The 20,308-nt window shown below is 36.0% G+C and carries 17 protein-coding genes; 1 reads left to right on the top strand and 16 read right to left on the bottom strand.

Going from position 1 to position 20,308, the window contains the following annotated elements:
- Positions 1–88 precede the first annotated feature (88 nt).
- The 3 genes from sodA to O3650_RS03690 form a co-directional block, all read right to left on the bottom strand.
- Positions 89–694, bottom strand: coding sequence for a superoxide dismutase SodA (sodA, locus tag O3650_RS03700; protein ID WP_000974733.1), 606 nt, complete (start codon positions 692–694; stop codon positions 89–91).
- Between the two features lie 175 nt (positions 695–869).
- Positions 870–1,907 carry a DNA polymerase III subunit delta gene (holA, locus tag O3650_RS03695; RefSeq protein ID WP_203175331.1) on the bottom strand — a complete coding sequence of 346 codons (1,038 nt, stop codon included), beginning with the start codon at positions 1,905–1,907 and terminating at the stop codon, positions 870–872.
- A 32-nt stretch (positions 1,908–1,939) separates the two neighbouring features.
- Complete coding sequence (locus tag O3650_RS03690) at positions 1,940–2,875, bottom strand: dihydroorotate oxidase (protein WP_203175332.1); 936 nt, start codon at positions 2,873–2,875, stop codon at positions 1,940–1,942.
- A 244-nt stretch (positions 2,876–3,119) separates the two neighbouring features.
- Here O3650_RS03690 and gdhA point away from each other — a divergent pair, with 244 nt between their 5' ends.
- Positions 3,120–4,466 (top strand): NADP-specific glutamate dehydrogenase, encoded by a 1,347-nt coding sequence (gene gdhA, locus O3650_RS03685; protein WP_070842577.1) that lies wholly within the window; start codon positions 3,120–3,122, stop codon positions 4,464–4,466.
- 93 nt (positions 4,467–4,559) lie between these two features.
- On the opposite strand, the gene O3650_RS03680 is transcribed toward gdhA, so the two are convergent.
- The 13 genes from O3650_RS03680 to O3650_RS03620 form a co-directional block, all read right to left on the bottom strand.
- On the bottom strand, positions 4,560–5,204 hold the full coding sequence (locus tag O3650_RS03680; RefSeq protein ID WP_203175333.1) for a TetR/AcrR family transcriptional regulator: 645 nt from the start codon (positions 5,202–5,204) through the stop codon (positions 4,560–4,562).
- A gap of 16 nt (positions 5,205–5,220) precedes the next feature.
- Positions 5,221–6,225 (bottom strand): NADP-dependent oxidoreductase, encoded by a 1,005-nt coding sequence (locus O3650_RS03675; protein ID WP_153192510.1) that lies wholly within the window; start codon positions 6,223–6,225, stop codon positions 5,221–5,223.
- 346 nt (positions 6,226–6,571) lie between these two features.
- Positions 6,572–7,759, bottom strand: a complete 1,188-nt coding sequence (locus O3650_RS03670; RefSeq protein ID WP_033629555.1) for a site-specific integrase — start codon at positions 7,757–7,759, stop codon at positions 6,572–6,574.
- A complete protein-coding gene (locus tag O3650_RS03665; protein WP_000450956.1) occupies positions 7,731–8,000 on the bottom strand; it encodes a DUF3173 family protein in 270 nt (89 codons plus the stop codon). Before O3650_RS03665 ends, O3650_RS03670 begins: the two co-directional genes overlap by 29 nt.
- 268 nt (positions 8,001–8,268) lie before the next feature.
- Positions 8,269–8,496 (bottom strand): helix-turn-helix domain-containing protein, encoded by a 228-nt coding sequence (locus tag O3650_RS03660; protein ID WP_000919632.1) that lies wholly within the window; start codon positions 8,494–8,496, stop codon positions 8,269–8,271.
- A 103-nt stretch (positions 8,497–8,599) separates the two neighbouring features.
- Positions 8,600–10,429 (bottom strand): SAG1250 family conjugative relaxase, encoded by a 1,830-nt coding sequence (locus tag O3650_RS03655; protein WP_371491627.1) that lies wholly within the window; start codon positions 10,427–10,429, stop codon positions 8,600–8,602.
- Positions 10,416–10,781: a MobC family plasmid mobilization relaxosome protein gene (locus tag O3650_RS03650; protein ID WP_000401235.1), complete on the bottom strand. Its 366-nt coding sequence runs from the start codon at positions 10,779–10,781 to the stop codon at positions 10,416–10,418. The genes O3650_RS03655 and O3650_RS03650 overlap by 14 nt, the downstream gene beginning before the upstream one ends.
- Before the next feature lie 4 nt (positions 10,782–10,785).
- Positions 10,786–11,142, bottom strand: a complete 357-nt coding sequence (locus O3650_RS03645; RefSeq protein WP_049474970.1) for an SAG1252 family conjugative relaxosome accessory protein — start codon at positions 11,140–11,142, stop codon at positions 10,786–10,788.
- A 294-nt stretch (positions 11,143–11,436) separates the two neighbouring features.
- Complete coding sequence (locus O3650_RS03640; RefSeq protein ID WP_001080186.1) at positions 11,437–11,727, bottom strand: DUF5960 family protein; 291 nt, start codon at positions 11,725–11,727, stop codon at positions 11,437–11,439.
- Entirely contained in the window at positions 11,717–12,082 is a 366-nt protein-coding gene (locus tag O3650_RS03635; RefSeq protein WP_049474971.1) for a hypothetical protein, read from the bottom strand. Before O3650_RS03635 ends, O3650_RS03640 begins: the two co-directional genes overlap by 11 nt.
- Positions 12,079–13,494: a Y-family DNA polymerase gene (locus tag O3650_RS03630; RefSeq protein WP_049474972.1), complete on the bottom strand. Its 1,416-nt coding sequence runs from the start codon at positions 13,492–13,494 to the stop codon at positions 12,079–12,081. The genes O3650_RS03635 and O3650_RS03630 overlap by 4 nt, the downstream gene beginning before the upstream one ends.
- A 2-nt stretch (positions 13,495–13,496) precedes the next feature.
- On the bottom strand, positions 13,497–14,180 hold the full coding sequence (locus O3650_RS03625) for an XRE family transcriptional regulator (protein WP_371491623.1): 684 nt from the start codon (positions 14,178–14,180) through the stop codon (positions 13,497–13,499).
- A gap of 326 nt (positions 14,181–14,506) precedes the next feature.
- The gene (locus O3650_RS03620; RefSeq protein ID WP_371491621.1) at positions 14,507–20,278 is read right to left on the bottom strand and encodes a ZmpA/ZmpB/ZmpC family metallo-endopeptidase; all 5,772 of its coding nucleotides are present in this window, start codon (positions 20,276–20,278) and stop codon (positions 14,507–14,509) included.
- Positions 20,279–20,308: the final 30 nt, after the last annotated feature.

The following is a 20,308-nucleotide window of genomic DNA, read 5'->3' as shown; positions in this document are numbered from 1 at the left end:
CATAAAAATGAAAAAAGTCTGACGATTTTGTCAGACCAAAATAATATAACCTTAAAAAGAGAAGAACAATTCTTCCCTCCAACTATCATTATTTAGCTGCTGCGTACAATTCATCTACTTTGTTCCAGTTGATCACTGAGAAGAAAGCTTTGATGTAGTCAGGACGCACGTTGCGATATTTCACGTAGTAAGCATGTTCCCAAACGTCCAAGCCCAAGATTGGTTTTTTGCCTTCTGAGATTGGTGTGTCTTGGTTTGCTGTTGAAGTCACTTCAAGTTTACCTTCTTTGTTGACAACCAACCATGCCCATCCTGAACCAAAACGAGTTGTTGCTGCTGCAGTGAAGGCTGCTTGGAATTCTTCAAATGAACCAAATGTTGCATCGATTGCTGCTGCAAGTTCTGCTGATGGAGCTGTTTTCTCAGGAGTCATCAATTCCCAGAAAAGAGCGTGGTTCAAGTGTCCACCACCATTGTTGATAAGCGCTTGACGGATATCAGCTGGGATTGATTCTACATCAGCAAGCAAAGCTTCAAGGTCTTCACCGATTTCAGGGTGTTTTTCAAGAGCTGCATTAGCATTGTTGACATAAGTTTGATGGTGTTTGTCATGGTGCAAGTGCATTGTTTCCGCATCGATGTATGGTTCCAAAGCGTCGTATGCATATGGAAGATCTGGTAAGATAATAGCCATCTGTAATACCTCTTTTTCTTTCTATATGAAAATGATAACGCAAACATTCACTTTTTTCAAGTTTTTTGCTTATAGATGAAGAAATCACTGAATACTTTCTAATAAAATAAGCAAATCAGCAAGAAACCCACGACAAGATAATCCTGACGCGGGTTAAAAAGTTTTTCAAATAGGGTTAATTTACCTGACTAGCAATCTGTAAGAGTGCCTTTTCAAAAAGGAAACCTTTTTCATAAAGTCCTGTCTTAATCTGATAGTCTGTCTCAATCAAATAGGAAATAGCTTGCTTCAAAAAGCTCAAGGAAAGTCCTCGTGAATCTCTCAGCGCAAACTTGATTTGATAGGGATTGGGATTGCGTCCGAAAAAACTTCCTAGACTACTTGCAATCTGAGATTCTGTTTGTCCAGACTCTGACAAAATTTTCACCTGAGTAAAAGTTCGAAATTGTCCTAGCATGACTGCAATCAGTTTGATTTCATCTTGACCTTGCAAGGTCAAGTCTCTAACCAAGTCACGCGCCTGGTCCATCTTTTTAGTCAGAATAAACTGAGTTAAATCAAAAATATTGTCCTGCAAGGTCTTGGGAATTGCGTTAACAATATCCTCTTCCTCGATAACAGAGTCTTCCTTATAGGACTGTAAAAAGAGGAGATTTTTCTGAATTTCACTAAATTGAAAACCCGACTTGACGAGAAGATTTTCAAAAGAATGATTAGCAAACTGCAGACCTTGTTTCTGGCTCCACTTTTGGAAATACTGGCGCAATTCTTGTTCTTTGGCTTCTACTGCGTCAAAAACCTTGGCATCACGCTTAAGTAATTTTACCAGCCGTCTTTTGCTATCCAGTTTTCCTTCCGCAAAGATCAACAACTTGGTTGTTGGCGAGGGGTTATCAAGGTATTCCTCAAACGACTTAAGCTCATCATCTGTCAAAAAGCGCTTTTTAGCAGTCGTGATATCGACAAAATGATCCAATATCACGATTTTCTCATCTGCAAAGAAAGGAAGGCTGACCAACTCCAGTTCCACATCCTTGTAGACCACTTCTTTCATATCAAAGTAGGCAAAGTTGAGGTCTGCAGAATCATAGCCAATCTGTTTCAATACTTGACTCTTCATAACTTCAAACTGACCCTGGTCTGTCCCTGTAAAAAGGCTCAGGTTCGGTAAATTTGCTAGAGTCAGTTTTTGACTTTCTTCAATGGCTAGCATCTTCTCTCCTTTCTTCTGATTTTTCGATTTAATTAGTCAATATAGCGCAATTTCCCGCGGAAATCTTCTAGGCTTTCGTACCCTTTTTCCGCCATGATTGCTTTCAGTTCATTAGTAATACGATCAAAAGCACCAACTCCCTCTTTGTGAAGGGTGGTTCCTACCTGCACCATACTGGCACCACAGAGGATGTGTTCAAAGGCATCACGACCAGTCAGAACGCCACCTGTTCCGATGATTTGGATTTGAGGGTTTAAGCGTTGAAAAAAGGCGTGAACATTGGCTAGAGCAGTTGGTTTAATATACTCCCCACCAATGCCCCCAAAACCATTTTTAGGACGAATAACGACGGACTCATCTTCTATATAAAGGCCGTTTCCGATAGAGTTAACGCAGTTGACAAACTTGAGCGGATATTTGTTGAAAATAGCTGCCGCTTGGTCAAAGTGAACAATGTCAAAATATGGTGGCAATTTAATTCCAAGAGGTTTGGTGAAGTAGGCAAACACCTCTGCCAAAATCCGGTCGGTTGTCTCAAAATCATAGGCAATCTGAGGTTTTCCTGGCACATTTGGACAAGAAAGGTTTAGCTCAGTCAGACCACAAAATTCACTCTCTTGGACTTTTTTCAAGATAGTATGGGTTTCCTCTGGAGACATACCGACCAGAGATAAGAAGAAAGTTCGGTTCGGCTCTTTTTCCTGCAAATCCAAAAGATAGTCCAAATAATAGTCTAATCCATTATTCGGCAAGCCCATAGAGTTGATAGAACCAAGTGGAACATCTTGATAACGTGGCTCAGGATTTCCCTGACGAAAGTCCAAAGTCGCTGTCTTTGTGACAAAGGTTCCTGCCACTGAGTTTTTAACCCCTTCCAGCTCCTCTATCGTCATACAAGCCACACCTGCTGCATTCATCAAGCAATTGTCAAACTCAAAACCAGCAATTTGCGTTTTCGTTGATACCATGATTCTGATCCTCCAGATTCCTTTTATTGATAATATTATACCATATTTTCAGCTTTTCTCTTTAAGAAAGTCATTTATAAGAAAAACGTTCGTTTTTTATCCACTTTCAAAAAATTCCAATTTCAAATAAGCCCAAAAATCAAATTGAAAGAATTTTTAGAAAATTTTTGTTTTTCTCTTTACAGTTAAAAAAAATTCTGCTATAATGACACACATAATTAAATTAAAATTTAAGGAGAACGATATGACATCTGCTAAAGAATATATCCAAAGCGTGTTTGAAACTGTAAAAGCTCGTAACGGGCACGAGGCTGAATTCCTCCAAGCTGTTGAAGAATTTTTCAACACTTTGGAACCTGTATTTGAAAAACACCCTGAGTATATCGAAGAAAATATCTTGGCACGTATTACTGAGCCAGAACGCGTGATTTCTTTCCGTGTTCCTTGGGTTGACCGTGATGGAAACATTCAAGTAAACCGTGGTTACCGTGTTCAATTCAACTCAGCTGTTGGGCCATACAAAGGCGGACTTCGTTTCCACCCAACTGTAAACCAAGGAATTTTGAAATTCCTCGGATTTGAACAAATCTTCAAAAACGTCTTGACTGGACTTCCTATCGGTGGAGGTAAAGGTGGATCAGACTTCGATCCTAAAGGTAAAACAGATGCTGAAGTGATGCGTTTCTGCCAAAGCTTCATGACTGAATTGCAAAAACACATCGGACCATCACTTGACGTACCTGCTGGTGATATCGGTGTTGGTGGACGTGAGATTGGTTACCTTTACGGTCAATACAAACGCCTTAACCAATTTGATGCTGGTGTCTTGACTGGTAAACCTCTTGGATTTGGTGGTAGCTTGATTCGTCCAGAAGCAACTGGTTACGGTTTGGTTTACTACACTGAGGAAATGCTCAAAGCTAACGGTAACAGCTTTGCTGGTAAGAAAGTCGTTATTTCAGGTTCTGGTAACGTTGCTCAATATGCTCTTCAAAAAGCAACTGAACTTGGTGCAACTGTTATCTCTGTATCTGACTCAAATGGTTATGTCATCGATGAAAATGGTATCGACTTCGATCTTTTGGTTGATGTTAAAGAAAAACGTCGTGCTCGTTTGACTGAGTATGCTGCTGAAAAAGCAACCGCAACCTACCACGAAGGTTCTGTATGGACTTACGCTGGAAACTATGACATTGCTCTTCCATGTGCCACTCAAAACGAAATCAACGGTGAAGCAGCTAAACGTTTGGTTGCTCAAGGTGTTATCTGTGTATCTGAAGGTGCCAACATGCCAAGCGACCTTGATGCCATCAAAGTTTACAAAGAAAATGGTATCTTCTACGGACCTGCCAAAGCTGCCAACGCTGGTGGTGTAGCCGTTTCAGCCCTTGAAATGAGCCAAAATAGTCTTCGTCTCTCATGGACTCGTGAAGAAGTTGATGGACGTCTCAAAGACATCATGACAAATATCTTCAACACAGCTAAAACAACTTCAGAAACATACGGTCTTGATAAAGACTACCTTGCAGGAGCAAACATTGCTGCCTTTGAAAATGTAGCAAACGCTATGATTGCACAAGGTATTGTTTAAGATTCATTTGCTTAATCCTCAATCGCTTCGATTGGGGATTTTTATGTTGAGTTCAAAAAACTCACCATTAACAGTGAGTTTTAACATCCGAATTTATTTTACTTTCATTAGGGCAGATGACAAACATTCAACAATCTCATCAACTGCTTCATCTATGTTTATAGTTCCTTCATCATTCAACATCATGGGAATAAGATAAGAAAAACTCAATGCTAAAATGTATCGAACAATTCTTTCATTTGACCAATTTAGAATAAGTCCTTTTTCTTTAAATTGATTTAAAACAGGGCTAATTTGTTCTACTATAGATTGAACAATAATATTTCCTAACTGGATAGAAAGATTTTTATCAATAAAAGAACGCCCCAAGAGAATTTTAACATGCATTTGATTCTCCTGAATGAAAAAGAGCCTATCTCGAACAATACTTTTTAAAAAGAAGGGAAAAGTTTCTTGATCTACTGTGAATTTTTTTTCTGAGAAATCCGCAATTACTTCTGGAATAACCTGTTCTAGAAAAGTAGATAAAATGGCTTCTAAAATACCTTCCTTTGTTTTAAAGTAACTAAAAACAGTTCCTTCTGACACTCCAGCACGTTCGGCAATAAGGCTGGACGTTGTATTCTCAAATCCAATTTCTGAGAATAATTTTAAGCTTGATAATAATACTCGACGTTGTTTCAAGCTCAAGTTGCTAACTTCTAACGTCTGAGCATACTTTTGTTCTAAACTTTCCATCGCTAGCACCTCTCTTCTACTCTCTTACTTTTACGACTTTTTTGCCTCGACTGTGTCCCATTTTCAGACTACGATAGGCTTCTCTAACTGACTTTATAGAAAAGTCATACACTTGATCAATTTTCAGCTGAACCTTCCCGTCTGAGACCATTTCAGCTAAAGTGCTAAAATCATCATATGTGGAATGTCTCGGACCAGTAAACTGAGCACCTTTTATCATAACATAGGGCGAAGGTACTAATGTCCCAATAGTTGTCCCCTTCAAGCCTAAACTAAAAGCCAATCTAACATAATCAGATCCATAACAATCCAAAAATTTTGTAATAGGAGTTGGACTAGCTGATAGAAGAGCCTTCTTGATATTATCTTCGTAACTTACTGGTGTGGCACCTAAAGACTTCAGATACTCTGCATTTTTCTTACTTGCGATTCCGATTACTTTCGCCCCCTTAGCAACTGCATACTGTACTGCAATACTTCCAATACCTCCTGCTGCAGCTGAAATAACAACAGTATCTCTTGAATTTAAACCAATTCTTCTAAAAGCCCCACCCACAGTTAGAGCAGCTACTCCCATAGTAGCTGCGTGAGTCATGTCGATCATCTCTGGTTTCAATACAATTTCTGATTCATTGACACAAATTTCTGTTGCTAAAGCTCCCCTCTTAGTTCCCAAACCAGGATCACTAATCATTGTTCCAAACACCTTGTCTCCTACTGAAAACCTACTTACTTCATTTCCAACTTCTGTAATAACTCCAGAAAAATCTCTCCCCACACCTCTTGGAAATAAAGATGATTTAGATTCAAACCAACGACTTGGTTTCCTTAATTTCGTTATAAAAGATAGAAATTTAAGAGGTTTCGCTCCCTCAAAAGTTTTATAATCAATAGGATTTAAACCAACAGCATGAACTTCTACTCTCACTTGATTTACATCCAAGGCTGTAGAGTCAATCTTCAGCAAATCCAAGACCTCTTCGTTACCGAAACGACTGTACTCTATTGTTTCAACAACCATTTTCTTTACTCCTTAATTTCACAAAAATTGAGTGAACACTCATTTTTATAAATTATACTCTTAATTTGTAAGAAAATCAATATTATCGTTTGATAACAATTTATGACATGATACAAATATCAATCATTTCGATTTACCAATATGATTCTTTCAATCTAACTCTCCTCACTTTTAAAGATTCCTTTCCCTTTTTTGCCCCCTGGCACATAAAAATAAAAACCGCTACTCCTAAGAATAGCGGTTTAATCATATTTTTTAAGCTACTAATGTAGTTGCTCTATTATTTAAGAGTAACAATTTGCTAATCTTATTTTCTCCCAGTATTAGTGGGTTAATTCCTCCATTTTCAACTTTGGCAGGAATTTGGTAGGTAAATTGATAATCCAAGATTATCTAAACTGTCTGTAATCTCTTCTGAAATTGTTGAATCACCTGAATAATACCAGTGACTATATGTATTCAACGTGGTTGACTTATCAGCATGTCCTAATCGATATGAAACATATAAGGTATCCTTATGCAATACATTTATAAGGTAGGAAGCGTGACTATGTCTTAAACCTTTCCCCGTAATTTCTGGTACACCCGTAACCCTAGCATGCCTTTTTATTATCCTAGAAATTGTAGACTTACACAAGGGGGCACCAAAACGTGATATTACATAATCTTTATCATCATTCTTTATTTGAACTTCTCGCCATTTTTTAAGTATTGTAATCGTAAAATCATCTAAATCAATTTTACGATTCCCTGCTACTGTCTTTGTTTGTTGTTTAGCATACCATACACCGTTTTTGTCTTTCTCAATTGTCGAATGAACATGAATCCATTTACGTTCAAAATCAATATCTTCCCATTTAAGAGCAATACCCTCACTAACTCTTAAGCCAGTCATAAAATATAACCAGATTGTCATGTAATTATGGAGTCCCTCATACTCACTAATATCAAAAGAGTTTATTACCTTCTTAAATTCATCAAATGTCCAAAATTTTGTATCAGGGTGCTTTCCTCTAGGATTATCTAATCCTTTAAAAGGAACTCTATCAATATAACCCAATCTTTCTGCATAGCCCAGACACGCTTTAAATCTAGACCACATATTTTTAGCATAGTTACTAGAATACTTGTCTATAATAGCTAAGCGAAATCTTTCACAGTCAATAGTACTAATATCTGATAATTTTTTACTACCAAATTGCTTAATAAATAACTGATGATGTGGTAAAGCGGTCTGATAAGTTACAAATTGAACTTTTTGTTGATAATATTTTAAATAAATCTCTTCCATAAACTCTCTAAAAGTTAGAAAACTATTATTAATAGTAGAGTTCACAAATTCATGTTTTAAACGAAGTATCTCTTCATAAGCTTCCTTAAAAGAATTAAACGGTAGTCCCTGTTGATTTTTCCTTCCTTTCTTTTGAATTCTTTTCCCAGTTATTGGATCAACTCCTAATTCAATTTGAAAGTAAATTTTTCCTTTTGAATCTTTGTATACACCTTTATATTTCTTTGTCTTTGATATAACCATTTTTCTCACCTTCTATATCTGAAAAAGAAATACCAATTAAATTTTCTACAATATTTTTAGGAGCAATGCCTAACCTTTTATTATCGAAAGGTGAACAACCTAATTGTACCGCATTCTTATCATTTTTTCTAGCTTCTTCAAACTTTTTTACAGCAATTTTTTTTGCTTGTCTAATAATATTTCTCGATGTGTGCTCTGGAAAACCAATCGCAACTAAATCTTTATAGTTTACTGTTTCCATGATTTTACTACTTCCTTTCTTAGATTTTTCACCTCCATGGCATGACTGATGAAGTCATCATAAGAATTTCACTTGCTGCTCTTTTACGGTGGCAGCCTGAACGGTCAGAAGTATCATTGTATATCATTTGTATCATGGCATATAAAGTATCGCTCTATTTTATTGATGGTTTTAATATCGCTCTTATCATGGCGAGCCATTCAAAACTGCTCCACAAATGAGGAAAGTACCATTTTGGACTATTCAATTGTCAATGTGCTTTCTTAACCTAATACTTTTTGGAGTAATGGTCTTCTTTATTATCCACTCGACCTACAAGGTAATCTAAACTTACATTATAAAAATCTGCAAGTTTGATAAGGTCATCTATAGAGATTAACCTGGTACCTGATTCCATTTTAGAATACGCTGATCTTGTACAATTTAAGATTGTTTTTGCAACATATTCTTGTGTCAAATCATCATCCTCGCGTAAATCTCTAATCCTTTTCAACATCCAATGTCTCCTAAAACAAGTATAATATAGTTATTTTCTTATTTTTAAATATGTGACAAATTGGAACATGAAACTATTCTATATATACTTTTTAGGAAACTGTTTACTCTAAATGTATCTCATTTTCCTTAATAGATTTCATATTTTGTTTTTCCTTATATTTCTTTATTGTTTTATTAAACATTTCAAATAAATTTATTGCTTCTCTATTTTGTTCCTTCAGTGTTTCAATCTTTCCTTTATATATGTATAAATCCTTCTCTATTGTATCTACTGAACTTTTACCTTGAATACTATTTTCTAAATTGCTATAACTATTTGTCGTATCTTTCAACAATACTTCCTCTAAATTAGTTAAATCATCAATTTTATTTTGGACTTGTTTAATCATATTCTCTAGATATGATATTTGGGCAATGAAATCATTTGTTATATCTTCAAAATCATTCGGACTATTTTCCGCAGATATAAGAAAATCTAATTGTTCTATTTTTTCTTTAATTTTGCTAAGAGGAATTCTTCTATACATATACTGTGGTTCATACTGAAGATTAAATTGTCTAATCAAAGTTTTACCTTTAATAAAGCGATTTTTTTCTGCTAAATCTTTATGGTATACATAGTAAGAACTAGTTTCTCTGATAAATACTTTAACTTTTTCCTCTTCCATATTGATCTGAATATTTGGTACAAAAATAAGTCCTTCTTGTCGGATGCCAAACTGTACCTTAATGTACATTCCATCGTCCACTACTTCTTCTATTTGATTAAGATTCAACTCTACCTCAAACTCATGAACTGCATCCCTATTTCTCTTGAAATCTTGATAGGATTTCCATACCACCTCTTCTGTCGGCAACTCTTTTTCTTTAATTAGCTTTTCTTCATTGTAAACTTCAACTAAATTTTTAGTATCTAAGACAACAGTTTCATTTTTGTTATTAAAATAGTCTTGAAAATAACTAACACTATACCGATTCGTTTTTACCAATTCCTGCTCTGAAAGCTTAATCCCATCAAATTCAAATAGAACATGTTTTTCTTTCGGAATTATTTTTAATCCAAAAAATTCTGCTCGTTGAATCAATTCATTCATATTCTTCATTTTCGGAAGCAAAAATTCTAAGATGTTTATGATTTCCCTTTGAACAAACTTTTTCTTAAAATAAGTTTCATCATAAGGTTGTTTTCTACTCAATTTACTATCACGTACGACTTGTTTCATATTTGAATCAGTCATAAAAAAAGTAACATGCTTGTGTCTAAAATCAATTTTTAAATGTAAAGCTTTTGCTTTTTTCTTGAAATCTTCAAAATTTTTCGAGTTCTCGATTAGAAAATATACTCGTTGTTTTATTTCATATTTGTAATTTGTTTTGCGATAAACTTCATACTGACGATGCGAATAACGATTTTCTATAATTTTTGCCCCTGCAATTTTTGAAAGACGATCAGAAACCATTCGTAGATTATGTTCTGACTTATAATTCCATAGAAACTTTTTATCAGAATTCTGATCAATTGAATTTAGAATGATGTGATTGTGGATATGATCTTTATCGACATGAGTTGCTACAATGAAACGAAATCTACCTCCTGTCAACTCTTTAACTGTCTCATAACCAATCCGATTGATTTGTTCGGGAGTAAGATGGTCATCTGGAGAAAAGGACTGAATGATGTGATGAGAATGAATTTTTCGTTGATTTACTTCTTGCCTATCATGACGAAATTCATAAAGAGTATCATTACTTAAAAAATTATCATTGTACATCCTCACTAGTTCTTTATAACTAGGAAAATCTAAATAATTTCTCATACCAAAATCTGAAACTAGTGTTAGATTTTTTGTTTTACTTGGATTCAAAATATATTTGATTAGTTTGCTACGATAATTTTTTCCATGAATCGCAAAGTGTTTAGTGATGACCATAAAATTTCCTCAATTTTTCAGATTGAATAAGAAAATCTTTCTCCACTTCTACTATTAACTCTTCTATACCTTTTCTCAACTCATTTAATTCAACTTCCGTTATTAAATTCGAATAATTTATGCTTCTGGCTATTTGATTAATATTATTTCCGATTCGTTTTAATTCAAAAATCAAATCTTGATAACTATTTGTATCAATGGTGATAAAATTCATACCAGGATCTAGTAGAGTTCGTCTAGCATATTCTGAGAATGATAAGCAGTTGCTTTTTGAGATATTTTCATTCAATTTGACTAATTCTAGGTCAGATAAAAAGACTTTTTTTAAATTTGTTCTATATCGGTGCTCCACTCTACTACCTCATGTATTTGTTACGAAAATTTTCACTAAGAAGACTTGTTTTTTCTACTTCTTTAATCAATTCCTGAATACAAGTTAACAAAATAGAAACATGTTCTTGAGTAACCTGATGATTTATTTTAGCAATTATTAATATTTCATAAACATCACGGCTAATTTGTTCCAACTTTTGTTTTTTCCAAAGGTTGAACCATTTTTCCATCTGTTGTTGTCCATCAGACAATAGTAAGCTTTTACGGAGAAAATCAGAAAAATTATCCTCTCCTTTCTCTCTCATTAAATCTAGTATTTGTTTTTCTTCCGTTTCTGTTAAGCGAAATTGTTTCCGAATACTACGTATATCTCTTTTCATATGACTTTTCCTCCTTCATTGATACCTGTACTGACAATGTAAGCTTACAGACACTGTCAGTACATTTTTCAAAATATCTTCAACGTTTTTGTAAGGCTTTGCGAGCTCAGATATTGTGTCCACAATATTCCAAAAATCATATCGCCTGCCATTTCAAACCTCACTGTTCAAAAAACAAACGATATGAAAATGTGGTGGCACGCCCCCAAACCCCCAAGATAAATCTAAATTAAAAAAAGTATAACAAATACTTTTTGATAAAATTATCACAGAAAAAAGAGCCCTATCGGACTCTTACAAACTAAAACAATGTCTCTGATATTCATACTGTCTAATGCCACTACTGTCTTTGTTCATCTTGATAGAAAAAACAAAATAATGGTCACGACCGTCTAAAGATTTGCTTTTGTTAAGTTTAAAATAATGTTTTTGAGACATAGCCATTGTGCGTAAAATGTCATCAGTGATAAATGTTAATGGAATGTCTAGAGCAGAGTACTTGTAAAAATCTGATTCAAACCGTAAATAAGAATCAGAAAAATAATCTAGCTGCAATTTATCGTCATATAATTCTTTACGATTCATGTAATTCCTCACCTTCTATCTGGATACCAAGTATATCTAACCATTCTAATCGAAGAAATCCAATGTCTGATTTTATAGATATAAACTCTTTCCCAATTTCTTTAACAATACCCGATACTACTTTTCTTCTATTTGAGTGCTTAAAAATAAACGTTGCAGGGAATGTATTCGTATAAAGTTGACGAACAAGTAAAACCTTCTCTTCCATTGATAAAGTAATTGAGACATCTTCTTTATTTTTTTCTTCCCAAAGAGAACTTGAATGTTCTGACAAAAAGAATCCCATCCACTTAGCCATCCCACGATCTTGATACTCTCTTGCAAATAAAAACGGCAAATAAGAACGATTCATCATTTTAGCCCATCTAATCCTCCAGCTGAATGACCACCAATGAGTTTACTTCTTGCAATTGTTCTAGAAGCCTGATCCAGGGCATTTCCTTTCAATAGTGAAGTAAAACCAAATTCTGTTCGAATAGCATCGATTGCGGACTGGAGCCTTTCTTCTTTTTCTATTTTTTCAATATCATCAAATAATGAAATCAATCCAAAGGATTCATCTACTAAACCAGAATAGTTAACCGCAACATTCCTAATAGCTCCTGAAGTATATTTAGTGTGAAATAACTTTAAAACGTAGTTTGTCAGTAGTGCTGTTTGATTGGTCGGTTCAATCTTCATTTGAGTATGAATAGATCGTTTCTGTTCCACTTTAGAATATCCTAAGTGTATAGAAACCACAGTCGCTTTTTTACCAGCTCTTCTCAATCTAACTGCAACTTGTTCTGCCATCTCACGAAGTATGATCTCAATATCTCTTTGTTTAATATAATCTCTTGGTAAAACTTGAGAGTTCCCTATCCCTTTTGACTTCGGCTTATAAGGTTTATGAACATTGCTTTCATCAATACCATTAGCGTGAAACCACAACTCTAGTCCCATAATCCCAAGCTCTTTTTTAATCAAGTCAGGATTAGCCTGTGCCAATTCTTTAATCGAAAAGATACTTAGATGATGTAATTTCTTCTCCATTCTATTTCCAATTCCCCAGAAATCTGTCATTTTAGGAATAGCCCATACTTTCTTTTCTATATCCTCATAGGACCAATTAGCTCTCATTGTCGGAGTCTTTTTAGCTTCATTATCTAGTGCTAACTTAGCTAATAAGGGATTGGCATTAGACATGCCTACCGTTGAATAGATTCCTGTTTTTCTCCAAATCTTTTTTTGAATAGCAGCCGAGATAATATCTAATTTATCTTTCCGACTAATACTTTTATCTGGCACAAAATAATTTAATGAACTTGTTAAATCAATAAATCCTTCATCGATTGAGTAGGGATAAATATCGTCTGGTGCCGCAAAATCTTGAAAAATTTTTTGAATTTCCATATTGACTGCTATATAAGTATCCATTCTCGGAGGAACAATCACGGTTGATTTTGCCCATTCCTCAATATAACGAACATAATCTATCGTTGTTGGTAAACCTTGCTTCTTAGCGTTATAGTAAGAGAACTTCCTAGTTTTTACATCAAATGGTAAATCATAGGAACGTCCAACGTTTGATTTTCCAAAGACCTTTTTAAACATAGGAGAGGAAGCAAGGATTAACCCGGCAGAATTATCTGCACGACTCATAACACAAAGCGAAGTCTTAAGTGGATGTAAGCCTCTATCGACACACTCTACACTTGCGTAAAAAGATTTCATATCAATAAATGCAATGTCACTCTTTGGTTCGAGACTATAATCAAACCAAGTCATACTCAATCCTCTAAAGGCATAAAGTTTCCAACGATTTTCCCTATGATACGAGGATTCTCATCATAAGGCGCAAAATTATCTGAATAGTTCCGATTGAGTGAAACTAATCGAAACCCATTTTCTTCACGATACACTTTCTTAATATAGGTTTGACCATCCCAATCTATCGCATAGATAGACCCGTCATAATCAAAGCCCGTTTGCTTAATAAGAGCTACCGAACCATTTTCATATGTCGGTTCCATTGAATCCCCAAACACCCACGATGCAAAATCATAATCAAATTGATGATTAAAGTAAACAGTATCGTAATTACCATCATCAAAATAAGCTGTTCCGGTACCAGCTGATAATTTTTCATAAACTTTATAAGCAAAACGCTCAGGAATGTCTACAACCTTGGCATTCTGTTTGTTCAACAGTTCTGTAGCATAATTAAGTGTTGCTTCTTGATTCCTTTCCGTTAGTTTGAGATAGGTTTCAACTATTTCATACTCTGATTCAAAATATCGAAGATCTACATTCAAAATCTCACTCAATTTGCTTAAATTGTTTTGATTAGGCTTTGTTTTACCTGATTCCCAATTAAAGTATGAGGCTCTACTAATTCCCAAACTGGATGCAAGTTGAGATTGAGATAATACTTGACTTTCTCTTTTTCTTTTTAATTTAGTAGGTGAAAACATTTGTTCTCCTTTTTGTAAGTTTATTAACTAACAAAAGAATACCATAGCTGATAGAAAAAATCAATAGTTTAATGAAAAAGCGGCTGGGTAAAAATTCAATTTCAGGAGAAAATGAAGTAAATATCCCCACAATAAAACGCATAGCATCAAAGTTTTCCAATACCTGATACTATGCGTTTTTCTGATTCCAAAGACTTTTTTCCCAGCTTCTTCTAGATTTTATTCTTCGCCCCACTATAGTCGACAAAGAGCCGAAAAACATAGAGTCTGAAAAAATATTTTTGGTTCAAACTATATGTTTATATTCAAATCTTATCTCTTTGTTTTTACTTAAACAGTTGGTTAAAGAAACCGTCTGTGTTTTTAAGAAGGGCTTTGAATACTTTGGATTTCAAATTCTCAGTATTTGAGTAGTTTCCAGCTTTCTTGAGGTCTTCTGTGACAGCTTTGTCGAATAAGGCTTTCAATTCGTTATAATTGTGAATGGTTTGTCCATCAATTGTAATCTCTGTGAATCCTTTTTCAGCTCTGGCTTTCACATCATGATACCAATGTTTCTTCCAATCTTCAAGGTTTAAGAATTGGTTGTTTGAAACTTTTTTGATAATGAAATCATCACCCAATCTACCCTGGTTTTGTTTATCCGCTTCACCTTGGTATTTACTAGATACATATCCGATAAATCCATTTTCATAGCCAAAGTAACCCCACATACGGAAAGCATTATGTTTGAAGGATAGAGAACCGGGGGCACCTGGACTCGTATTACCACCGTAAATACCCGCCATCATATTAACATTGACATAGGCTGTACCAAAGTCCTCTGGGTGGAAGACTTTATTGCCTGGATTTCCGTGAATGGTCATGAAATTATTATTTACCAAGTCATCGATGGTTTCCAGCTTGGTTGCTTTCTCAGCATCTGTCAAGTCACGCACTTTGTCCCATTGGTGAGGAGCACCTAGTTTATTTCTATCCATAGGTCGACGTGTTTCGCGGTCAATTTTCTTGAACCACTTACTATTGTCACCTTTAACCTTAGGAAGCACAGCTTCAGCTTCTGCATAATCAAGCATCATCATAGCTTCATTGTAGTTCTTCATGTAGTGGTCGATTTGGTCGCGTGTTTGAAGTTTGTCAGGGTCTGGATTATACCACTGGTTTCCATCATTTGGTCGATGGTAGGCCATGTTAATACCTAATGCACCATACTCACCATTTGTTGTTGACTTATCAGGAGTTTGTAACATACCTTGAGCAAAGGCTTCCAAATCCGTACCTTGACGATGGTTATGTCCTCCAAAGTAAGCTACACGGTCATTAATGTGTGTGGTTTCATGTGTGAAGGCAGAAATACCAAACTGGTCAAGCATATTGGTTACCATGAAGTATACTTGCTCATCTTTCCACGGTTTTTCGTAGATTTTTGCCATCGCTCCCATAGCTCCATTAACTTGATGCCAACGGTCAGTCGGGCCGAATAGTTCACGAATAGGAGATACCACGGCTCCACCTTTTCCATAACCTTGACGATTTGCATCTTTAATTCCTGCATAAGATTGATTATCCCAAACAGGTGTTGGCACCATATATTCGCTCTTCAAAAGTTTGTTACGAACACTTGGGAGAGCTAAACGAGACCAGAAATCTAAGTAAGTTTGTTGCGCTTTAGCGACTTCATCAATACGTTTCTTCAATTCCTTACGTTCTTCTTCAGTGTTCTTACCATATTTCTCAAATGAGCTATAAGCCATCGTGTTATAGGTTGAAATCATAAAGATATGGGCTTTCTTCAAGTTGAGCAATGGTAAAATCATACGACCGTGAACGTCATTGTTTAAACCGTCAAATACACGATGTCGCTTATCTTTAAAGGCTTCTGTGCTTGTTTCAGGTTCTACTACATAAACGTTTTTCGCAGAATGAATAAACCAGTCATTCAAATCTTTATCTTCTGTAAACAAACGCATGTTATAGTCTAAGAAGCTACGTAAATCACCTTTACCAGTTGCACCAGCAATCACTTCTTTGTAGGCATCTTGTGTACGATCACCTTTCAAGAAATGCTCCCTTGAACCAATTTGAATCAAACGGTCGATGACACTTGGTGTTTTACCATAGAAATCAGGTTTGAACATCATCATATCCTTGATACTCAAATCACCATATTTGATATCATAGTAACGATTGAGATAAGTCAGTCCCATTATAATCTTAGCTTTATTATCTTCTACTTTCTTGAGTAGCGATTTCATCGCGGCATCATCACCGTTCAATTGATGGTCTTCATTTTCGATCAAGGATTTGACTAACTTATCTAGATTTTGCTTCACTTCGGCAAAACTTTCTTCTAAGTATAGATTACGAATATATCCATCTTTACGAGCATCTGTATTTTCTTCTGCCTTCTTACGTATATCCATTAACGCGCGTACTTCAGCTGAAATTAGGTCAACACTTGAAAGTCTTTCTTTCACATCTGCAATCAGTTTGTCTCGATTTTTAACAACCATATTTGGTGTATAGACAATGTTTTGACCTGCTACATCATACTCTTTTACTTGAGCTACTTTAGAATCAGCTTTAGCGGTAACTACCATTTCTTCTTTAGTGCCATCCGCATAGTGAACCATAATCTTATCAATATCTGATAAGTCCGTCACAAACTGACCATTCTTCATACCTGTTACAGATAACACCTCTTTAGTCATTAGGTTTGAACTTGTAGCCAATCTGTTACCTTGGTTTACAATCCATTCTTTATTGTAGAAGGGTTGTAGTTTCTCAATGTTGTGGTATGCCTGCTCACGCGTTGCGTCATAATCTTGAGTTGTTTTATACTCATTATCACGAGTTGTTAGGTTGTTAAGTCTATTCACAAGAGGATCTGTGATTTCATACTTATCAGCAGTGATATTGAAGGTTGCGATACGTTTATCAGCTTCAGCTTGATCTACACCCTGAATTTGTTTTGAACGTTCATATGAAACATTGCCTGACGCAACATCTTTCACATATACATTGTTCTTGAAGTAATGGAATCCAAAGTCTGGGTCGCCCGAATCCACTGAACCGGAACCGTACATGATTTCACCATTGTTTACTTTCATCATGCTGATGTTGTTTTCAACCCATCCCCAATTGTAGTTATCGTGAATGAGTCCACCGCTTTGGTTATTTGTTTTGAGAGTCATGGATCCTTTAACAACGGATTTAGTCAAGTGACCTTTTTGTTTTACATCCATAGGGTTTACACCGTGGTCGATTTTCGCAATCAGTCCACCGAATTTGGCGTTGTTTGCCTTAATATTTGCATCTACATAAGAGCTATCAACATTACTTCGCCAACTTTCGCTGACAAGTCCACCAGACCACCAACCTTTGTTACCCACACTTTCGATTTTACCAATGAAAGCAACATTGCGCATGATGGATTCGTCAAGTTTGTTCACCATACCCGTCACGTCATTGTTACCAACAACTTGGCCAGTCACTTTGATATTTTCTATTGTTGAATTCTTAAAGTTTTCACCGAGTGGTGCTGTTCGGTCAGCCCAAGGCATGTTTATGTTTACATTACCCAGATTAATGTCATGGATGTGAGCATTTTCAGCTCTTGCAAATAATGGCCGTGCTAGATTATGGATAGTGAAGTGATTACTTCCATCACTCAATAATTTTCCTTTGAACACATTCGTCACATATGATTTGTTCGGGGTTGGGGTGTTAGTTGCATTTAAGTCAGCCCCAAGTTTAAACTCACCATCAGGTTTTTTCTGCATATCTTCAATGAGTTCTTTGAAGTTGTAATATACATTTCCAACCTTTGGTCGTGGTTTTTCCATGTAATAAACGTACTCATTTCGTATCTTACTTGGGTCAGTATGCTGAATAAGGTCAACAGCTCTTGCGGTTACTTTGTAGAGAACTTGGCCAGCCTGATTAATCTCTTCGATTTTATCAACTGCTAAACGAGTCACTTTGTTATCCCGAGAAGTCACTTTGAGATAGTATTTTTCAGTCTCTGTTGGTGTCTCAGTCAGGAAGTCGTTCAATGTTTCTGTTCCATCTTCTTCAACTTTTACAAGATTTGTTGAGGCAATGTTTTTCAACTCAATTTTTTTCAAATCCAAGCGAAGTGGCTTCTCTTCTAATGTTGCAGTCTCTTCTCCCTTACCACGGTCATAGGTCATAGTGGTTTCTATCTTATAGTCCTTGTAGAATTTTAAATCTTCTACCTGCTTATTTAATTGCTCTGAAGTTAAATCTACTGTTTTGACAATTTCATTTCCATCTTTAATTGTCGCAGTAATTTTATTGATCTTGACTCCATCTGCATTAACTAAATGATAAGAAAGATTTGCGGAGCGGTCTAATACATTTGTATCTGTTCGTTCCAAAGTCAAAACAGGAGCCATTTTTTCTTTTGGTTTTTCTTTTGTACCTTTTACAAGAATTTCAGGCTTCATTTCTTTCAACACAGTTACGGTTTCAACTGGGTCACTGATTTTTTTGCCATGTAACTCTTCATAGCTAGTAACAATTTGACGTTCGCCATCTTCACCAACTTGTTTAACAGAATCATCGCCTATAAATTTGGTAGAATCAGATTCTTCTATAGTCGTTTTAGGAATAGTCTCTGTCCGAATGTCAGTGTGTAAAGAAGGTAGCTCCTCTATTTCTGGTGCAACTTCTGAAACTGTAGATAGTGGTTCAGTATACTCTGGAATGTCGATAACAGGTGGCTCAATCAAGTTTCCCTTTTCATCTACTCCTGTGGTGCCTACAGGTTCCGTGTATGCTGGTTTTTCATGAACTTCTGGTTCAACAAGATTACCGTCAATTGGAGCTGTATATTCTTGTTTCTCATGAACTTCAGGTTCCCCTTTATCAGTCACCACAGCTTCTGGTAAGGCTGGCTGAACTTCTGGTTTCCCTTTATCAGTCACAACAGCTTCTGGTAATGCTGGTTGAACTTCAGGTTCCCCTTTATCAGTCACCACAGCTTCTGGTAACGCTGGCTGAACTTCTGGTTTCCCTTTATCAGTCACAACAGCTTCTGGTAATGCTGGTTGAACCTCTGGTTCTCCTTTGTCAGTTACAACAGCTTCTGGTAATGTTGATTGAACTTCAGGTTCCCCTTTATCAGTCACCACAGCTTCTGGTAAGGCTGGCTGAACTTCTGGTTTCCCTTTATCAGTCACAACAGCTTCTGGTAATGCTGGTTGAACCTCTGGTTCTCCTTTGTCAGTTACAACCGCTTCTGGTAATGTTGATTGAACTTCAGGTTCCCCTTTGTCAGTTACAACAGCTTCTGGTAACGCTGGCTGAACTTCTGGTTTCCCTTTATCAGTCACAACAGCTTCTGGTAATGTTGGTTGAACTTCAGGTTCTCCTTTATCAGTTACAACCGCTTCAGGTAATGCTGGTTGAACTTCAGGTTCTCCTTTATCAGTTACAACCGCTTCAGGTAATGCTGGTTGAACTTCAGGTTCTCCTTTTTCGGTCACAACCGCTTCAGGTAATGCTGGTTGAACCTTAGATTCGCCTTTCTCAGTCACAACTTTGGGTTGCTCAACTGGCGAAACAGTTGATGCCGGAGAAACCGACGAAACAGTTCTATCATCAAGCTCCAGGTAACCAACATATCTGTAACCAGAAATTTGCAACACACCATCACGACCAGAATCATGGATGTTAGCATTCAAATTAAGTGCTGAAGCAGTTGATAGTGTAACTAAACCTGTCGCCCCTACAATCAAAAATGTAGCTATTTTTTTATTTCTCTTATCTTTTGTAATAACTACAACAAGACTAGCGATGGTCAATAAACCAAATACAGTCATAATAGATTGAGAACTTCCTGTGTTTGGTAGTGCGTCTTTCTCATAAACCAAAGCATATGACTCTTTTGATTCATCAGGAGTACCTGATTTCAGGTGAGCACGTTCATTTTGCGTCAAATTAGCATAATCCAAGTAGTGATATGTGGCTGCACCCACAACTGAGGGTGCAAATAAAAGACTCCCAAGAAATACTGAACCAACAATACCTTTTATTTTCCGAATGGAAAATTTATCTTTTTTTAATAATGACAATTCTAATCCTCTACATTTGCTTTTTATTTC

Origin of the sequence: Streptococcus sp. 20925_1_24 (assembly GCF_041432335.1) — a bacterium.
Classification (GTDB): Bacteria; Bacillota; Bacilli; order Lactobacillales; family Streptococcaceae; genus Streptococcus; species Streptococcus mitis_BM.
This window is presented reverse-complemented; position numbering and strand designations above follow the sequence as displayed.